Source organism: Vibrio sp. Vb0937, assembly GCF_033338855.1.
In genome coordinates this window covers 514,913-531,657 of record NZ_JAWOTK010000001.1, presented here as the reverse complement: position 1 = coordinate 531,657, position 16,745 = coordinate 514,913, and the positions used below count along the sequence as shown (strand labels likewise).

17 protein-coding genes are annotated in these 16,745 nt (G+C 44.2%); 8 read left to right on the top strand and 9 right to left on the bottom strand.

Translation table 11 applies throughout. The features are described 5' to 3' along the window. Positions 1–69: 69 nt before the first annotated feature. On the bottom strand, positions 70–1,179 hold the full coding sequence (locus R7P67_RS02385; protein ID WP_017821238.1) for a 1-acyl-sn-glycerol-3-phosphate acyltransferase: 1,110 nt from the start codon (positions 1,177–1,179) through the stop codon (positions 70–72). Between the two features lie 191 nt (positions 1,180–1,370). On the opposite strand from R7P67_RS02385, the gene R7P67_RS02380 reads away from it, so the two are divergent. Then, positions 1,371–1,979, top strand: coding sequence for an AraC family transcriptional regulator (locus tag R7P67_RS02380; protein WP_167415897.1), 609 nt, complete (start codon positions 1,371–1,373; stop codon positions 1,977–1,979). A gap of 109 nt (positions 1,980–2,088) precedes the next feature. Here the strand turns inward: R7P67_RS02380 and R7P67_RS02375 are convergent, their stop codons facing one another. Both R7P67_RS02375 and R7P67_RS02370 read right to left on the bottom strand, forming a co-directional pair. Further along, complete coding sequence (locus R7P67_RS02375; protein ID WP_017635276.1) at positions 2,089–2,571, bottom strand: hypothetical protein; 483 nt, start codon at positions 2,569–2,571, stop codon at positions 2,089–2,091. Between the two features lie 14 nt (positions 2,572–2,585). Beyond that, positions 2,586–3,119 carry a nicotinate-nicotinamide nucleotide adenylyltransferase gene (locus R7P67_RS02370; protein ID WP_005375300.1) on the bottom strand — a complete coding sequence of 178 codons (534 nt, stop codon included), beginning with the start codon at positions 3,117–3,119 and terminating at the stop codon, positions 2,586–2,588. Positions 3,120–3,297: 178 nt separating this feature from the next. On the opposite strand from R7P67_RS02370, the gene nadE reads away from it, so the two are divergent. After that, complete coding sequence (nadE, locus tag R7P67_RS02365) at positions 3,298–4,128, top strand: ammonia-dependent NAD(+) synthetase (protein ID WP_053350088.1); 831 nt, start codon at positions 3,298–3,300, stop codon at positions 4,126–4,128. A 100-nt stretch (positions 4,129–4,228) separates the two neighbouring features. Here the strand turns inward: nadE and R7P67_RS02360 are convergent, their stop codons facing one another. Beyond that, positions 4,229–6,046 carry a hybrid-cluster NAD(P)-dependent oxidoreductase gene (locus tag R7P67_RS02360; RefSeq protein ID WP_005385020.1) on the bottom strand — a complete coding sequence of 606 codons (1,818 nt, stop codon included), beginning with the start codon at positions 6,044–6,046 and terminating at the stop codon, positions 4,229–4,231. Positions 6,047–6,313: 267 nt separating this feature from the next. Between R7P67_RS02360 and R7P67_RS02355 the strand changes: the two genes are divergently transcribed. Then, positions 6,314–6,478, top strand: a complete 165-nt coding sequence (locus R7P67_RS02355) for a YqaE/Pmp3 family membrane protein (protein ID WP_005375297.1) — start codon at positions 6,314–6,316, stop codon at positions 6,476–6,478. 155 nt (positions 6,479–6,633) lie between these two features. Next, on the top strand, positions 6,634–7,662 hold the full coding sequence (pyrC, locus tag R7P67_RS02350; protein ID WP_005385019.1) for a dihydroorotase: 1,029 nt from the start codon (positions 6,634–6,636) through the stop codon (positions 7,660–7,662). A 95-nt stretch (positions 7,663–7,757) separates the two neighbouring features. Here the strand turns inward: pyrC and R7P67_RS02345 are convergent, their stop codons facing one another. Beyond that, a complete protein-coding gene (locus R7P67_RS02345) occupies positions 7,758–8,663 on the bottom strand; it encodes a DUF808 domain-containing protein (protein WP_017821242.1) in 906 nt (301 codons plus the stop codon). Between the two features lie 172 nt (positions 8,664–8,835). Between R7P67_RS02345 and R7P67_RS02340 the strand changes: the two genes are divergently transcribed. Continuing rightward, on the top strand, positions 8,836–9,753 hold the full coding sequence (locus R7P67_RS02340) for a M14 family metallocarboxypeptidase (RefSeq protein ID WP_262652886.1): 918 nt from the start codon (positions 8,836–8,838) through the stop codon (positions 9,751–9,753). Here R7P67_RS02340 and R7P67_RS02335 read toward each other — a convergent pair. After that, entirely contained in the window at positions 9,748–10,536 is a 789-nt protein-coding gene (locus R7P67_RS02335) for an AraC family transcriptional regulator (RefSeq protein WP_005385013.1), read from the bottom strand. The genes R7P67_RS02340 and R7P67_RS02335 overlap by 6 nt on opposite strands. A gap of 98 nt (positions 10,537–10,634) precedes the next feature. Here R7P67_RS02335 and R7P67_RS02330 point away from each other — a divergent pair, with 98 nt between their 5' ends. The 3 genes from R7P67_RS02330 to R7P67_RS02320 all read left to right on the top strand — a co-directional run bounded on the left by R7P67_RS02330 (position 10,635) and on the right by R7P67_RS02320 (position 12,588). After that, complete coding sequence (locus R7P67_RS02330) at positions 10,635–11,540, top strand: DMT family transporter (RefSeq protein ID WP_017821248.1); 906 nt, start codon at positions 10,635–10,637, stop codon at positions 11,538–11,540. A gap of 145 nt (positions 11,541–11,685) precedes the next feature. Continuing rightward, positions 11,686–12,171, top strand: a complete 486-nt coding sequence (locus R7P67_RS02325; protein WP_005375279.1) for an acyl-CoA thioesterase — start codon at positions 11,686–11,688, stop codon at positions 12,169–12,171. A gap of 171 nt (positions 12,172–12,342) precedes the next feature. Then, on the top strand, positions 12,343–12,588 hold the full coding sequence (locus R7P67_RS02320) for a hypothetical protein (protein WP_005375277.1): 246 nt from the start codon (positions 12,343–12,345) through the stop codon (positions 12,586–12,588). Between the two features lie 367 nt (positions 12,589–12,955). On the opposite strand, the gene malG is transcribed toward R7P67_RS02320, so the two are convergent. The 3 genes from malG to malE form a co-directional block, all read right to left on the bottom strand. Beyond that, a complete protein-coding gene (gene malG / locus R7P67_RS02315; protein ID WP_005375275.1) occupies positions 12,956–13,846 on the bottom strand; it encodes a maltose ABC transporter permease MalG in 891 nt (296 codons plus the stop codon). 12 nt (positions 13,847–13,858) lie between these two features. Further along, positions 13,859–15,433, bottom strand: a complete 1,575-nt coding sequence (gene malF, locus R7P67_RS02310; protein WP_005375273.1) for a maltose ABC transporter permease MalF — start codon at positions 15,431–15,433, stop codon at positions 13,859–13,861. A gap of 79 nt (positions 15,434–15,512) precedes the next feature. Continuing rightward, the gene (gene malE, locus R7P67_RS02305; protein ID WP_005375272.1) at positions 15,513–16,691 is read right to left on the bottom strand and encodes a maltose/maltodextrin ABC transporter substrate-binding protein MalE; all 1,179 of its coding nucleotides are present in this window, start codon (positions 16,689–16,691) and stop codon (positions 15,513–15,515) included. Between the last annotated feature and the right edge of the window lie 54 nt (positions 16,692–16,745).

Below are 16,745 nucleotides of genomic sequence, written 5' to 3'. Positions count from 1 at the left end.
AGATAAACAAAAGCCCCGGCAGACCGAGGCTTTAAGGCATTCTGAATCAACAGAGTTCAGTGACGAAAGTTACTCTTGGTTATTCACAGGATTGGCATAGCTCGCCACCAAATAAGGTCTTGCGCCTTCAGGTAGCTGATCCAACTTATCCGCGAGATGACGCTTAACCGCTTCCGTAATGATGCTCGAATCTTCATGCCCAGCAGCTAACAAGTTGATTGGGTACAATTTGTAGTTGTTGTGAATTTGGCGGTCGATTTCACCAGCAAGAGCTTCCGGCGTTTCAAACTCTTGCTCAATCACATCACCAAACGCAACATGTACACGGCCTTTATAGCCAACGATACCTTGAATGATGCTTTCGATATCTTCAAATTCGCCTTTTTCATAGCGGCCATTTTCTGCTTTTTCGTACAGCTCTTTTGCTTTGGCAATGTCACATGGATCATTTTCATAGGCAATCGAGACAGGAACGATTTTCAAAGAACGCGTGTACTCACCAAAACTGATTTTTTGTTTACGACCTTCGACATGGAACATTTTTAAAATCGCAGGATCAGTAAAGTCGTTTCCATCTTTAGCACGACCTTCCTTTTGGGCAATCCAAATTGAATTGCCAGTATCAAGCGAATGTTTGATATAGCTTGACAGTTGTCCCAATGCTTTCATCATTTCTCTAGGCGCTTTAGCAGAGCGCTTAACGATGAAGCTCTTATTGAGTCGCATCAATTCTGTCGCACATGGCTTCTTCAGCAGGTTATCGCCAATCGCTATACGAACTGTACGGTGCCCACTTTGGTACAAGCCATAATTTACGAGCGCAGGGTCCATCGCAATATCACGGTGGTTAGAAACGAATAGGTATGACGTGTTTTTATCCAGCTTATCCAAACCAGAAAAAGTGACGCCATCCGTTGTCTTATTCAATGTATCTTTCAGATACTTCTTCACTTCAATCTGAATTGCTTCGACAGAATCAAGCTTGCTCCACTTGGCTTTCAGGTAGATGCGCAGGATCGGGCTCATTAGCGTTTTGAACCACGCTGCTTTATTAGCAAAGCGATGTTCTAGGATAGCAGTGATAAATTCATCATCTTGGATTAGACGATCCAGCGCTGCTGGAATTTCTTCGTCGTTGTAAGGACGAATTTCAATATAAGGATCGGTATTGGCTGTCATTGTTCATTACATATCAAAAAAAGCTGGCACATTTTACGCATAGTTTTGCTGACAAGCAGCATTTCAACCCATACTTTTAACATGGTCATACCAGTTAAGCCACCATTTATCATGCTAAAAAATTCTCTCAGCAGGTTGGAATCGTATGGGTTTAACGTTACCCTTAGCGCCAAAAAACACTGGTACTCATAATGAACTACGCAATTGAATTTCACGACGCTAAATACCCCTTTCTTGATGTAGCTGCGCGTAAAAAAGCATTGAAGCACAGTCTACTGTCTGTCATCGAAGGGTTAGCCGTCATTAAATTGGGTAAGCAGGAGTATGCCATTGAACCAGGCCAATATTTTTGGATTCCTCAAGGATGTTTGAGCTCCCTCACCTTTTTACCTAATTCTCGTGTATATCGTTGTGATTTTTCTGTGCGTTTAAATGACGACTTCTCACAACAGGCGGGCTTTGTGAAGCCTTCACCGCTACTCAAAGCGCTCGTCGAGAAGCTAGCAACAACTGCCGAACGCTCGGATCTGCAAACCGATCTACTGACAGTAGTAAGACATGAAATATTGACGCTGTCTCCTAAACTAGCGCACTCAACGTTAACGAGAACCATCAATCAATGGACTCCTGGCTGTGACATGAATATTTCTAAAGAGCTTTGCTTGGTACTAACACTACGTGAAGCAAGAAAAATGAAACTGTCGGGGAAGAAGGAAGAGCAAATTGTTGACTCTCTTTTTGCTGGTAACACCGAAGAATATGAACAGCTTTGCTTTTTAGTCTTTGGAGAAGCGCTATAACTTGCTCTTCAACAAGCTACGTGTTCAGAATTACGGACACAGAAAGTAGATTAAAACAAAAAGGGCGTACATTGATAATGTATGCCCTTTTTTCATTTGCTTGAGATGCCTAGAAAGGTACTTCTATCTGCATCATCCAGTCAGCGTCATAATATTCGTGCCAACGATAATCAAACCGCATTCTTGGCTGTCCGTCGGATTTATCACCAAAACCGACGCTGAACATCAACCCGTGACTACGAAGCCACTCTTCTGTATCCATTTTACTCTCTTCGTCTCGGAGCTCTTCCGGCATCCAAAAACCAAGACCAAAGTAATTCTTTTCTAAGTTTTGAGTTAGAAGTGGGGTGTCTTCCGGCTTAATCGCCCACTCCTCCCAATAGTTTTCTGTTGGTCCTTCAAGCTTCGCTTCCGCTGCATACCAAATCAATGCTTCAGTACTTAACACGCCGATGGAATCTAAAATTTCTTCACAGATTGGAAGCGTGTTATCTTCAAACACCACGGAACGATCAGAAAAATAGTTACACGCGGAATGAGCTTGTGTCACCACAAGCAGCGCACATGCACTAAATAAAACGACTCTGACCATGAAAATCTGACCTCTCAGTTCCCAGACAATGTTTCTCTGTATAAGCCTTTACTAAGTAATAAATCACGTACGGAAGGTGTTGTATAGGCGCCGATCTCTTCACCCTCGGCCAATGCTTTGCGAATATCCGTGCTTCTGACTTTTACTTTTTCAGGACATGCCATAACAGTCCAACGTTCCGTAATCTCTTCAGCTCTACTAAATTTAGCAAATTTGAAGAAATTATCAGGACCAATGACAAAAGTTATATCGGCAGTTGGGTAAATTTCTTGAATTTTTTCTAACAACGCATAGGTCGTCACACTTTGTCCAGGTTGGTATAAAGCTTGCTCTGCATCAGAACGCTGAACATTAGAAAGCCCCATATCCTTGATGAACGCGTCAACCATTTTGCACCGAGTTGGGTAATCAAGCATGTTCTTGCCCCAAGCGTGTGCAATGCTTGGCTCAAGTAGCACAAGATCAAAGTGGCTCAAAGACTCAATAACACTTTTATGCCCTAAACTAGGTGGGTTAAATGCACTACCAAAAATGGCGATTTTTTTCATATCCGGTGATTACCTGGTTGAAGAGAGTTTTCTAATCTGATGATTTCGGTATGATACTACTAATCTTTACAGCTTTTGACCCTAAAGTCGCGTTTAATGAGCCTCAACTGTATGGTTTATCACCATTTGAGCAAATGCGCTTTAGAGTCTGAAATATTTGCAGGAAAAGGAACCCTAAATGGAACAATCCATCCGTGACGAAATGCGCGTACTCCCTTCAATTGATCCGCATTTTGAAATTGAACGCCGTGTCGCTTTTATTAAGCGTAAATTGCAAGAAGCGGGCTGTAAGTCTCTTGTTCTTGGCATCAGCGGTGGCGTTGACTCAACGACATGTGGTCGTTTAGCTCAGTTGGCTGTAGACCAACTAAACGAAGAAGCGGGCAACAATAGCTACCAATTTATCGCAGTTCGCCTGCCTTACGGGGAGCAAAAAGATGAAGATGAGGCTCAGCTCGCTCTGTCTTTTATCCAGCCAACCCATTCTGTATCGGTGAACATCAAAGCAGGTGTTGATGGGCTTCATTCGGCTTCTCACGTTGCATTAGAAGGTACAGGTCTTTTACCAACTGATGCAGCAAAAGTCGACTTCGTAAAAGGCAATGTAAAAGCGCGTGCTCGCATGGTTGCTCAATACGAGATCGCGGGCTACGTAGGCGGCCTTGTTCTTGGTACTGATCACTCAGCAGAAAACATCACTGGTTTCTACACTAAATTTGGTGATGGCGCTTGTGACATGGCACCATTGTTCGGATTAAGTAAGCGCCAAGTTCGTGAAGTGGCTGCTACATTGGGTGCACCTGAGCAACTAGTGAAGAAAGTGCCAACAGCAGACTTAGAAGAGCTTGCTCCACAAAAAGCAGATGAAGATGCCCTAAGCCTAACTTACGAGCAAATCGACGACTTCTTAGAGGGCAAACCTGTTCCACAGCAAGTTAGTGACCGTCTGGTAGCGATTTACAAAGCAACGCAGCACAAACGCCAGCCAATCCCGACGATTTACGACTAAGCGATATTTTCAGCTCTCTTTAAAACTCAAAACGCTGCTAAAAATAGCAGCGTTTTTTTGTCTAGGAACAGTTTTTGTCGAAGGACAAAATTGCTCTCGCCTAGTTGGTTACTGTTACGTCCGTCTCTGGCACAGCACAACACGCCAACACGGTTCCCATTGCACGTTCCTCATCAGTCAGCGCGGGCACGTCCGGATGATGAACTTGCCCCGACGTAAGCTGAACTTTACACGCGCCGCATAAGCCAGCACGACAGCTATTGCTGATGACCTTCCCAGCATCTTCGAGCTGATCTAACAACGTTTTTTGGTTGTTGCCTACGACTTTAGCTCCATTAAAGTCAATAGCGAGACTTTTCTCTGGCTTTGACGTAAGAGAAGAAACTCCAAACGCTTCTTGATGGTAGTTTTCCTCTGGCAGCCCTTTTCTTAGTAGAAGACTTTTTGCTTTATCCATAAAGCCATCCGGGCCACACACAAACACCTGCCGCTGTTCAACATCTTTGATTTGCTTAATGTGTGACAAACTTAAACGCCCTTTCAAACCAAACCAATCAACAGCAGGTTGCGTTAAACAGACTTTTACTTCTAGCCCTGGGTGCTCACGCTTTAACTGCTCCAACTCTGAGCGACAAGGAATATCATTCTCGGTGCGACATTGATGGTAGAAAACCACATTATCCAACTGATTGTGATCCGCTAAGTAACGCACCATTGATAACATTGGTGTTACTCCGCTACCCGCAGAGAGTAACAGCAGAGGCTGCGCTTCATGCGTTTTAAGGTGGAACTGACCGTCAGGTTGTTCTGCCTCTAAAACATCACCGACTTGTAAGTTGTCTAAGAGTGAGTTAGAGACTCTTCCACCCGCGATACGCTTTACAGAAATAGCATAACGACCCGGGCGAGAAGGACTGGATGATAAGGTATAGCGTCGACCCACTTTCTTACCATCAATATTCACCTCTATTGGCAGGTGTTGTCCTGGCAAGTAATTAGGCAACGAACCTTTGTTTGGCTCTAACCATAAGGTCACAAAGTCTTGGGCAATTTCTTCACGCTCAACACATGTAAGCTTCATGCGCACTGGCGAGTTATCTGCGTAAAACTCCGGCTCTTTGTACTCCAATACTTCAACTTTATCGCCTTGACGAATAATGCCTTCATTTCGCGCGACAAGATTCTGGCCAAAGAACACACCACCGACATCGTTTGCACGGAACTGTTGCAAGGTTTTGAGCGGCTCTTTGCTCTCACGGAATGTGCCTCTTTGGGTATTCACCGTAGTCAGGATACAGCGCTCGCAAGGTTTGAGAGACTCAAACTCTACCTCACCGATTCGTATGCGCTTCCATGAATCTTCTTCAAATGGCTTAGTATCAGAGACAACTAAGTTAGTACGAAACTGATCCATTGAGTGTAGCTCTGAACTTCTTCGGTTCAGCTCATCAAGTGAAGCTTGGCTGATCACTAAAACCGGATAACCATCAGCAAAACTGACGTTTTGACCTAGCTTTTCACGGACACGATTCGATTGCTCACCACTAAACAACAACTCAACGCGCTGCCCCAACACACGACTAAACCAGTCATCTGCATCATCTGTCGTGGTATAGGCAGTAAACGTATCTTTCCAAACCGTTGCAGGTGTCTCCTGCATTTTGAAATCTTGGTAACGGATTTTAAGTGGCTCCATACCCAAACTACTAAACACCACTCCATCGGACAATAAGGCAGACTTAATGGTTACCATTTGCGGATACTTTCGCGCAGTGATCATCGAGCCATCAGCTTTCGCAATCATAAAGCGACGATCGAAGCTCAATCCTTGCTTCTCAACCCATACGGACGACAGCGATAATCCGCCAACTGACTTAACCGGAAAAACATTAATTTGGGATAAAACGGGTTGCGACATAGCCTTCTTCCTACGGGTGTTTTTTATTTGTTGCGGTATTGTATACTCAAATCACATTAAGTTGCAGAGTCTGCTGCCTCTTCATCCATTTCAACTTTCTCGAAACCATATTCTTATAAATTTGGTTTTAGTGACAAGTATTTACTACACTCAATATTCGCGTTTTTTAACACCGTTCTGACCAAATACCGTTTGATAAAGTGTGATACGACACACATAATTCACCCAAGTTATCACTACTCCCATTTATCGATTTGGAGCTTAATTATGGATACAAGAAAACTGGTTCTGATTTTGTTATGTATCTTTCTTCCGCCTGTCGCGGTGTTCATGGAGAAAGGTCTAAATAAAGACTTTTTGATTAATCTAATATTGACGTGTTTCTTCTTTCTACCAGGTACGATCCACGCGCTTTGGTTAACAATGAAGTAACCACTTACACTCTCACTCTTTATAAAATTGAAAAATGGGATGAAATATGAGGGCAATTCCTCTATCATCCTGTCGCCTAAGCGCAAGCGTTTGCTCAAAAGCAAATACGGCGCTTAGGCTCCAATCAGACAACTTTTCAATGGTGGGAGCAATTAATGACAACACTGACTATCACTCGTCCTGACGACTGGCACGTTCACTTACGCGATGGGGAAGTTCTTAAAGACACCGTTCGCGACATCAGCCGCTACAATGGCCGTGCGCTGATTATGCCAAATACCGTCCCACCTGTTACTACAACTGAGCTCGCCCTAGCCTACCGTGACCGAATTCTCAAAGAGCAACATGGCGAACAGTTTGAGCCTTTAATGGCGCTTTACCTTACAGATAACACGACACCAGACGAAATACGTAAGGCTAAAGCAACCGGACACATTGTTGCTGCCAAGCTCTATCCTGCTGGCGCCACAACAAACTCAGATTCCGGTGTGACCAATGCGAAAAACATTTATCACGTTTTAGAAGCAATGGAAGAAGTAGGAATGTTACTTTTGGTTCATGGGGAGGTAACACATCACGATGTTGATATATTCGACCGAGAAAAAGAATTCCTTGATACCGTCCTCGCTCCTATCGTCAATGATTTCCCTAATCTTAAAATCGTACTAGAACATATCACCACCGCCGACGCAGCAAACTTCGTTAACAATGCCTCAGACAACGTAGCGGCTACCATCACTGCCCACCACCTTCTTTTCAACCGTAACCACATGCTTGTGGGTGGTATTAAACCTCATTTCTACTGTTTGCCAATTCTTAAGCGCGGAACCCACCAGCAAGCGCTGATCGAAGCAGCAACTAGTGGTAGCAAGAAGTTTTTCCTAGGTACAGACTCAGCGCCACATGCGAAAGGGGCAAAAGAATCGGCTTGCGGTTGTGCTGGTTCTTACACTGCACACGCTGCGCTAGAGCTTTATGCAGAAGTCTTCGAAAAAGAAGGCAAGTTGGAAAACTTGGAAGCTTTCGCAAGCTTCAACGGTCCTGATTTTTACGGCATTGCACGTAACACAGATACAGTAACGTTAGAAAAATCCGCTTGGGATGTGCCAGAAACGATGCCATTTGGCAATGATATCGTTGTGCCTATTCGAGCAAATGAACAGATCGAGTGGAAAGTGAAGTAAGTACTTTACTGACGTTTCACCCATAAAACAGGGTCATGCTTTTTGTAAAAAGAAGTCATGACCCTTGTTATTATCGTCTCATGTTTTAGATGTGATTATTGACCACGAAGCTTTTCAACCATCGTCCATACCGCAACCACAACCAACCCCGCCACAAAGCCGATAATACCGTTCAGTAAAATAGGCAAAATGGCTGTAGCAACCGAATGACCACTAAAGTTCATAATAATCGGCTCTACAAAGTGATGAATGGCTGGCACGTTGTGCACCACAATTCCTCCACCCACCAAAAACATCGCAGCAGTTCCTACAATGGTTAACAACTTCATCAACTTTGGTGCAAAAGCGACCAAGGCCCCTCCGACTTTCGCTACCCAACCTTTACCGTTTGAGCGACTTTCAAGGTAAAGGCCTAAATCATCTAGCTTCACAATCCCAGCGACTAGTCCATAAACTCCAACCGTCATAATCACTGCAATTAAACTGACAACTAAAATTTGCGTAACAAGACTGGCTCCTGTCACGGTACCTAACGCAATCACGATGATCTCTGCTGAAAGGATAAAGTCTGTTCGAATCGCACCAGAAACTTTACGCTTTTCATACTCTTCTATCGACTCGCCAGTATTAACTAGCTCCTCTTTTTCTTCGTGCGGATGCGAGTGAGGAAACACTTTCTCAAGTACTTTCTCTGCCCCTTCAAAGCAGAGAAATAAGCCGCCAATTAGCAATAATGGCATAATAAGCCATGGAATAATCGCGCTAATAAGTAAAGCTGAAGGAACTAAAATCAATTTATTTTTGAATGAGCCTTTTGCAACCGCCCAAACCACTGGAATCTCTCGCTCAGATGCAACACCAGACACTTGTTGAGCGTTTAACGCTAGATCATCTCCCAATACACCTGCGGTTTTCTTTGCCGCCATTTTTGACATTAAGGCGACATCATCAAGCACCGTGGCAATATCGTCCAACAGTGTGAGTAAACTTGCTCCAGCCATTTTTTGTCTCTTATATGAAATTGAGTAAGTAACAAAATGTAACACCAATGAATCACTCATCAAAGTGATGATTTTGCAAAGAATACCACCCCAAATGGTGTTTTATATTGCCGTAAAGATAAGACAGGTCTAGTCTTGTGATACCTTTCAGCAGTCAAAAGAAAAAGTATAGATGAAAAGTGGATACATTTACCCGATCGGTACTCCTGGCCAACCTTGGAACGAAGAAGAACGTAAAGCTTGGTTAGCAACGCAAGAAGTAAAACGTAGCTACCAAGATGAAGTCGTCAGTAAAATCGATGCCCTACGCGAGCGTTTTGATGTTGAACAATATGGTGCGCTCTCATACAACGAGGCACGCTTCCCTCTGTTTTGTATCAAAACACGCAATTGGGATTCAACTAAACCTGCTGTGTTGGTCACAGGCGGCGTGCACGGTTACGAAACCAGCGGTGTACATGGCGCATTAAAGTTTGTAGAAACAGAAGCAGAGCGCTATGCAGAGCATTTCAATATTGTCGTTGCACCCTGCGTAAGCCCTTGGGGTTACGAGGTGATCAACCGCTGGAATCCAAACGCGATTGATCCAAACCGCTCTTTCTATAAGGATAGCCCTGCCGAAGAGTCCGCTAACCTCATGAAGCTCGTTGCAACTTTAGGCGATGTGTTAATGCACATTGATCTACATGAAACGACAGATTCTGACGAAACTGAGTTCCGTCCAGCCTTAGCTGCTCGTGATGGTATTGAGTACATTGAAGGTATGATCCCAGATGGCTTTTACACGGTGGGAGATAGTGAAAACCCTCAGCCTGACTTCCAAAAAGCGGTCATTGAGTCAGTTGCAAAAGTGACTCACATTGCACCAGCAGATGAAAACGGCGAAATCATTGGTTCACCCGTCGTACAGTTTGGCGTTATCAACTACCCAATGGTAAAACTGGGCCTGTGTGGCGGCGTAACAAATTGCGTTTACGGCACGACAACGGAAGTGTACCCAGACAGCCCAACGGTGAACGACGAAGAATGTAACGATGCACAGGTTGCAGCCGTGGTCGGTGGTTTGAATTACATAATCGCTCAGCTATAACAATCGATTCTTGTATTGCTCCGGTGTCATGCCGGAGTATTTCTTGAACATCGCGATAAAAGGGCTAGCTTGGTTATAACCTAACGTCAGAGCGACTTCTTTTACGGTCTGCCCTTTACGCAGCAACTCCATAGAATGTAAATATCGCACACGTAAGCGCCACTCAGTAAAGCTCATCCCTAATTCACTCTGGCAATGTCTCGCTAACGTGCGTTCTGTGGTATGCACTTTTGCCGCCCACTCCGCCAAACTGATCTCATCCGTCGGCGATTCTTCTACTGCTTTTAAAATCGGTTCAAGATACTTATTGTCGGTAGTCGGTAAAAAGTGATGTTCGACTTCTTGCTTTGCAAGCTGGTCCAATAACACTTGTACCAAGCGCTTGTCTTCATCAGTTTGCGCCACATTAATGTCTCGCTGACGAAAGTCCTCAATAATAGATGACACGATTGGAGTCACTTTGATCAAGCTCGTTTTAGTTGGAAAATGCGCCGTCAATTCAGGGGCAATATTCAAAGAACAATATTCGATTGGCTTACGGTTGTAGCTAGTGTGACGAATTCCGGCGGGAACCCAAATAGCAAGATGTGGAGGTGCTAGAAATCTTGTGTCTTCTGCATCCATCTCCAGAATCCCACCGCTGATCAGTTGCACTTGCCCCCAAGGGTGGCTATGAATTCGTGTTTCTGTATTAGAGAGAAACGCTTCGAAATTCATAAATACATCTGATGGCGCACGATCGATTGATAAGGAGGGGTGAAGATTTCTGGCGCTCTTTTTCAAAATTGTCTTCCTATCGCTTACGATGTCTTTTAAGAGATACTTTTTATTATAAAGACCTGCCAGACTAGCGCCATCAATAATTGTGCTATAGGGTTCTCATGATTTATTTACTTCCGTTTTTCACCGTTATGATTTGGGGTGGTAACTCAATTGTGAACAAGATGGCTGCGAGCGCCATTGAACCAAGTGCGATGAGTTTCTACCGTTGGTTTGTCGCAATGGTACTCCTAACGCCATTTTGCCTGCCTGCAATCATCAAACAACGACACATTATTCGACCTTACTTAGCTAAGTTGGCGTTTCTTGCGTTACTTGGTATGGTTCTCAACCAGTCACTTGGATACTATGCCGGTTTAACAACAACGGCCTCTAATATGGCCCTGATCACCTCTTTAGTTCCTTTGATCAGTGTGTTTTTAAGTGTCCCATTGCTCGGTAAATCTATATCAATGTTAAGTATCGTCGGTGGTGTCATTTCGCTCGGCGGCTTAGCATTTATGCTTGGTCACGGTGATATCACTTACTTTTTACATCAAGACTTAACGCAAGGTGACAGCTTAATGCTCGTTGCTGCCATGGTATACGCGGCTTATTGTGTTCTGCTAAAACGCTGGAAAATGCCATTCAGTAGTTTGACTCTGGTTTACATGCAGGGCTTCTTTTCTGTTTTGATGCTCACACCACTTTGGCTCTCTAGTGAGCAACTGTTACCAAGCCAAGACGCGCTACCATTAATCGCTTATGCTGGTATTGCTGCTTCCATTTTCGCGCCGCTGATGTGGGTCAAAGCGATTGATTCAATTGGTGCTGATTCAAGTGCTATGTTCATGAACCTAATGCCTGTGGTTTCCGTCATACTTGCTTCAACACTAATTGGTGAGAAAATTTACGCTTACCACATTATTGGTGGGTTATTAGTCATCTCTGGCGTTATCTTGTCGCAAATAAAAGTAAGACAGAGAAAACCATTGTCCAATTCTGAGATTGCCTCTACCGCCAATTAACATCTACACCCCAAGCCACAGAACTACGCTGTGGCTTGTCACTTCCAGCGTTCGAATAAAAGTTAATATTTTGTTTCATTCGCTATTCCCGAAAATTCATCTTGCTGCTAAATTGGGAAAACAATAACCCATCAAGGAAAGACAGATGAGCAGTGGTCAAAGAGACATTACCCTTCGCTTTTTAGCAGAACCCAGCGACGTAAATTTTGGCGGAAAAGTGCACGGCGGCGCCGTAATGAAATGGATCGACTTGGCAGCGTACGCCTGTTCTGCAGCGTGGAGTGGTAAATATTGCATTACCGCATATGCTGGCGGCATTCGGTTTGTTGCGCCGATTCATGTCGGCAACTTAGTCGAAGTTAGCGCGAAAGTCATTTATACCGGACGAAGCTCAATGCACATTGCGATTGACGTGCAAGCCAGTGATCCAAAGCAAATGAAAAACAGACTCACCACTCACTGTATCGTTATCATGGTTGCTGTAGATGAAAACGGAAAACCAACCGATGTACCGAAATGGATTCCAGAGTCAGATGAAGACAAAGCCTTAGAGCAATCCGCTATCCGTCTTATGAACATGCGTAAAGAGATTGGGGAAGAAATGGAAGCACACGTTAAATATCTCAAGTAACTGGCATCCGTTAAGAACGCTATTAAGTACCTCAACGTTACCCAGACCCAGAGTGTGGAGCAACATCATGGTTTTGCCATTTGTTTCACGCTCGCCCTTCTCTGTCATAAATCCTTCACCTAGCTTTGCTTAAATCCATCCATTATTTTGGAGTTGGATAGAGTTTGGATCTTGAGACTAAAAGAAACGACCTTAAGTGAAGAGACGTTGACCAATTTAAAAGCGGTCGAGTACCAGTGGGTGAGAACCATGTACGTCGAGGGGTATAACGAAACAGAAATTAATCATTACATTCAAACTTGCTTTGGCGGTGACGTTACCTTTGCTAATTTATTTCGTCGCGTCGCACTGCAGCAAGAAAGTTTGTACACGCTGCTTCAATACGTTGGATGCGCACCTTCCAGCCGAGAGTTTTAATCTCTTCCTTCCCTACCTCAATTTAGCTTTTTACTAAGCTCTAGTTATTTATGTGAAGTGCTACGCAGGGCATTATTCAAGCCCTGTGTAATCCATTGCAAAGCCGCTAATCTCTATCTACTTATTGCACAATTGCCTTTAACAGGCATAAAAAAACCTGAGTCTAAACTCAGGTTATGGTTACAAAAACTGTTAGTGATTGAATCGTAAGGAACTAAGCTAACAGCCAGCTATGCGTAACGCCAATAAAAGCCAAGATATTACTGATCGGCGGCCAAACCAAAATTGTAATATCCGTGCTAAGTATAAGGGCGACCATGTGGTCGCCCTTTTCTAGTTATTCTTATCAATCTCAGACCACAAGAGATTATCCTTTCACACCACCAGCGGTTAGACCACCAACCAACCAGCGCTGCGCAAGTAAGAATACGGCAGTGATTGGCACTGCTGAAAGTACAGCAGCTGCGGCAAAGTCACCCCACAAGTAGTTTTGTGGATATAGGTATTGCTGCATACCCACTGCAAGTGTGTACGAGTCTACATCAGAAAGCAGTAGTGACGCTACAGGAACTTCACCAATTACCATGATGAACGACAATATGAAGACTACCGCTAGGATTGGCACAGACAGTGGCAGCAATACCAAACGGAATGCTTGCCATGGTGTAGCACCATCAAGAGCCGCCGCTTCTTCTAGAGACGAGTCAATACTTTCGAAGTAGCCTTTAATGGTCCAAACGTGCAGTGCGATACCACCTAAGTAAGCGAAGATCAGACCGCCATGCGTGTTCAGACCAAGGAAAGGAATGTACTGACCCAGTTTGTCGAACAACGCGTACAGAGCAACCAGTGCCAACACCGCAGGGAACATCTGGAAGATCATCATCGCTTTAAGAATGGTGTTCTTACCTTTGAACTTCATACGAGCAAACGCGTAAGCCGATGTGGTTGATAGCGCCACGATTAGGATTGCAGAAATACCACCCACTTTTACCGAGTTCCACAACCATGTCATTACTGGGAATGGTGGCGGTGTAACTGTACCGTCTGGATTAGTCACCGAGAAACCTAATGCCAATTTCCAGTGATCAAGTGTTGGGTTGTCTGGGATCAGGCTACCCGTTGCAAAGTTACCTTCACGGAATGAAATCGCGATGATCATCAGTAAAGGGAAAATAATCAGTGCCAAGAATGCCCACATTGCAATATGAGTAGCCCAAACACGATACTTTAATGACTTACCTTGTACCATTGCCATTGTAATTTCTCCTTAGTCCTGAGCTACTTTAGTTACGCGTAGGTTGATAAGTGCCAATGCGCCAACCAATAGGAAGATAAGCGTTGCTACCGCACTTGCTAGACCGAAGTCTTGACCGCCAGCACCTTCGAATGCGATTCGGTAGGTGTAACTTACTAGAAGGTCGGTGTAACCCGCAGGCTCTGATGTACCAATCATGTTTGGACCACCGCCAGTCAACAACTGGATAAGTACGAAGTTGTTGAAGTTAAATGCAAAACTCGCGATCAACAATGGTGTTAATGGCTTCAACATCATTGGTAGTGTGATACGTGTAAAGTTCGTGACAAAGTTCGCACCATCAATTGCTGATGCTTCATATAAATCGTCTGGAATCGCTTTTAGTAAGCCCATACACAAAATCATCATGTAAGGGAAACCAAGCCAAGTGTTCACAATTAAGATCATGGTTTTCGCCATGAACGGATCAGAGAACCAAGCCGGGCTAATGCCGAACAAGCCTTCCAACAACATGTTGATCTCACCAAAGCTTTGGTTAAACAAACCTTTAAAGATCAAGATAGAAATAAACGCCGGAACTGCATAAGGCAGGATTAGCAACAAACGGTAAACTGAGCGACCTTTAAGTGCTTCCCACTGAACCACACTGGCAAGGACAAGACCAATAACAAGCGTAAACAATACGGTTAGCGCAGAGAAAACAATGGTCCAGATAAAGATACTGATAAACGGCTCTTTGATACCATCATCTTTCCAAACACGCTCAAAATTGTGGGTACCAATGTTCACCACGAAACCTGGTGACACTGTGCTACCAACAAATTGACCGTTTTCATCGACAGGCTGGTAGTAACCTACTTCCATATTTGGACGTAGCGTTTCTTCAGTCCGGTTGTTGTAAAGCGTTTCACCATCTTCTTGCAATGTGTACAAAGGTACAACTGCAGCAAATTTGCGCAGCCCACTCATGCGGATATCATCACCACTTGGCAAATGTAAATCGACACTGCTCAACGCACTGCGGTTCTTAACAATCGCCTTGATTGATTCTTTTTCACCCGTTACTTCTTCAATTGGTGAAAGATCAAACTCCGATGCTGAAAGGTTATCAAGCTGAAAAGTCGGGCTTGCAAGTAGCTCACCATCTTTTTCAACCACAAGTTGATGGCCTTGCTCCGTTTTATACAAAGTGAACGGGTAGCTATCACCACTTTGGTAAGTTCGGTCCAAAAGTACGTTCTGAGCGCGATCAAAAGAGAGTTGGTTCTTCGCGCTATAGTTGGTAAACGCCAAACCTATGGTGTACGCCAAAGGGAAAAGAATGAAAAGGATCATCCCTGCTATACCAGGGTAGATGTAACGGTGTGCGTACGTCTTTTTACTACCAAAGATGAACAACGCTAAAGCGGTAAGAATGAGCGTAAGTAGTGCAAACGCAATCTCACCGCGAGAATACATAAGGATTGTTGCGTAGCCATTGATGATGCCGACTGTGCCTAAAAGTGACCATTTCATGAACACTTTTTTGCTGCTCGGAAGGCTGGCTTCTGGTGCTGTCATAGCATTTGTACCTTGAACTGACTGCATAGGGAACCTGCTAGCGAATATAGAATAAATATAGAAAAGTAAGGAGGAGTTGCCTCCTCCTTAAAAAGGTCTTACTTAATTATTTAGTCATTTGTTTTTCTGCATCTGCAAGAGCTGCATCGACAGTTTGACGACCGTCAACTACGTTGATGATTGCGTTCTTAGCCGCACCCCAGAATGCGTTCATTTGAGGGATATTTGGCATGATTTCGCCGTTCATCGCATTGTCCATTGTTGCTGCGATACGAGTATCTGAATCTAGCTCACGTTGGAACGAGTTAAGCGCTACCGCACCTAGAGGCTTATCGTTGTTAACCATACGTAGGCCGTCGTTTGTTAGTAGGTAGTTCTCAATGAACTCAACCGCTAGGTCCTTGTTTGGAGACGCAGTGCTGATACCAGCCGTTAGAACACCAACGAATGGCTTAGAAGATTGACCTTGGAACTTAGGTAGCGTAGTCACGCCGTAGTTAACGCCAGACTTCTCAATGTTGCCCCAAGACCATGGACCGTTGATCGTCATCGCTGTTTTGCCTTGGTTGAACGCAGACTCAGACACTGAGTAATCCATATCCGCAGAGATTACGCCTTTGTCAACTAAGCCTTTTACGAAGCTCATTGCGTCTTTAACGCCTTCTTTCGCGATACCTGCGTCTTTAACATCGTAACCTTCAGAAGTGTATTTAAACGCGTAGCCGCCATCAGCCGCCATTAATGGCCAAGTGAAGTACGGTTCTTTTAGGTTCCACATGATTGCAGACTTGCCGTCTTTTTTAAGTTTTGCATCTAATGCTGCAACCTCTTCCCAAGACTTTGGTGGGTTTGGAACTAGGTCTTTGTTGTAGATTAGAGATAGAGACTCAACCGCAACTGGATAGCCGATCAATTTACCGTCGTAACGTACTGCATCCCAAGCGAAATCAACGATACCTTCTTGAATATTCTTAGAAGGTTTAATTTCTGCTAGCAGGCCAGCTTCTGCGTAACCACCGAAACGGTCGTGAGCCCAGAATACGATATCAGGACCGTCGCCAGTCGCTGCAGTTTGAGGGAATTTGTCTTGAAGGCCATCTGGGTGAGCCACAGTCACTTTAATGCCTGTGTCTTCTTCAAATTTCTTACCAACTTCAGCAAGGCCGTTGTAGCCTTTATCACCGTTGATCCAGATAGTAAGTTGTCCTTCTTCGATGGCAGCATTAGCACCAAAAGAACCCAAAGCAACAAGAGTACCTAGTGCTACAGCGCTTAACTTTTTCATGTTCGTATCCTTTTTATATTTTTGATGTAGGGCTAGTCCATTGAGGTTCAGCCG

Bases quoted from the DNA above. Each gene is read 5' to 3' on its own strand.
- R7P67_RS02355 (WP_005375297.1), top strand. From the start codon at position 6,314: ATGGATACAAGAAAACTGGTTCTGATTTTGTTATGTATCTTTCTTCCG.
- R7P67_RS02385 (WP_017821238.1), bottom strand. From the start codon at position 1,179: ATGACAGCCAATACCGATCCTTATATTGAAATTCGTCCTTACAACGAC.
- R7P67_RS02345 (WP_017821242.1), bottom strand. From the start codon at position 8,663: ATGGCTGGAGCAAGTTTACTCACACTGTTGGACGATATTGCCACGGTG.
- R7P67_RS02340 (WP_262652886.1), top strand. From the start codon at position 8,836: ATGAAAAGTGGATACATTTACCCGATCGGTACTCCTGGCCAACCTTGG.
- malF (WP_005375273.1), bottom strand. From the start codon at position 15,433: ATGCAGTCAGTTCAAGGTACAAATGCTATGACAGCACCAGAAGCCAGC.
- R7P67_RS02375 (WP_017635276.1), bottom strand. From the start codon at position 2,571: ATGGTCAGAGTCGTTTTATTTAGTGCATGTGCGCTGCTTGTGGTGACA.
- malG (WP_005375275.1), bottom strand. From the start codon at position 13,846: ATGGCAATGGTACAAGGTAAGTCATTAAAGTATCGTGTTTGGGCTACT.
- nadE (WP_053350088.1), top strand. From the start codon at position 3,298: ATGGAACAATCCATCCGTGACGAAATGCGCGTACTCCCTTCAATTGAT.
- pyrC (WP_005385019.1), top strand. From the start codon at position 6,634: ATGACAACACTGACTATCACTCGTCCTGACGACTGGCACGTTCACTTA.
- R7P67_RS02330 (WP_017821248.1), top strand. From the start codon at position 10,635: ATGATTTATTTACTTCCGTTTTTCACCGTTATGATTTGGGGTGGTAAC.
- R7P67_RS02380 (WP_167415897.1), top strand. From the start codon at position 1,371: ATGAACTACGCAATTGAATTTCACGACGCTAAATACCCCTTTCTTGAT.
- R7P67_RS02370 (WP_005375300.1), bottom strand. From the start codon at position 3,119: ATGAAAAAAATCGCCATTTTTGGTAGTGCATTTAACCCACCTAGTTTA.
- R7P67_RS02360 (WP_005385020.1), bottom strand. From the start codon at position 6,046: ATGTCGCAACCCGTTTTATCCCAAATTAATGTTTTTCCGGTTAAGTCA.
- malE (WP_005375272.1), bottom strand. From the start codon at position 16,691: ATGAAAAAGTTAAGCGCTGTAGCACTAGGTACTCTTGTTGCTTTGGGT.
- R7P67_RS02325 (WP_005375279.1), top strand. From the start codon at position 11,686: ATGAGCAGTGGTCAAAGAGACATTACCCTTCGCTTTTTAGCAGAACCC.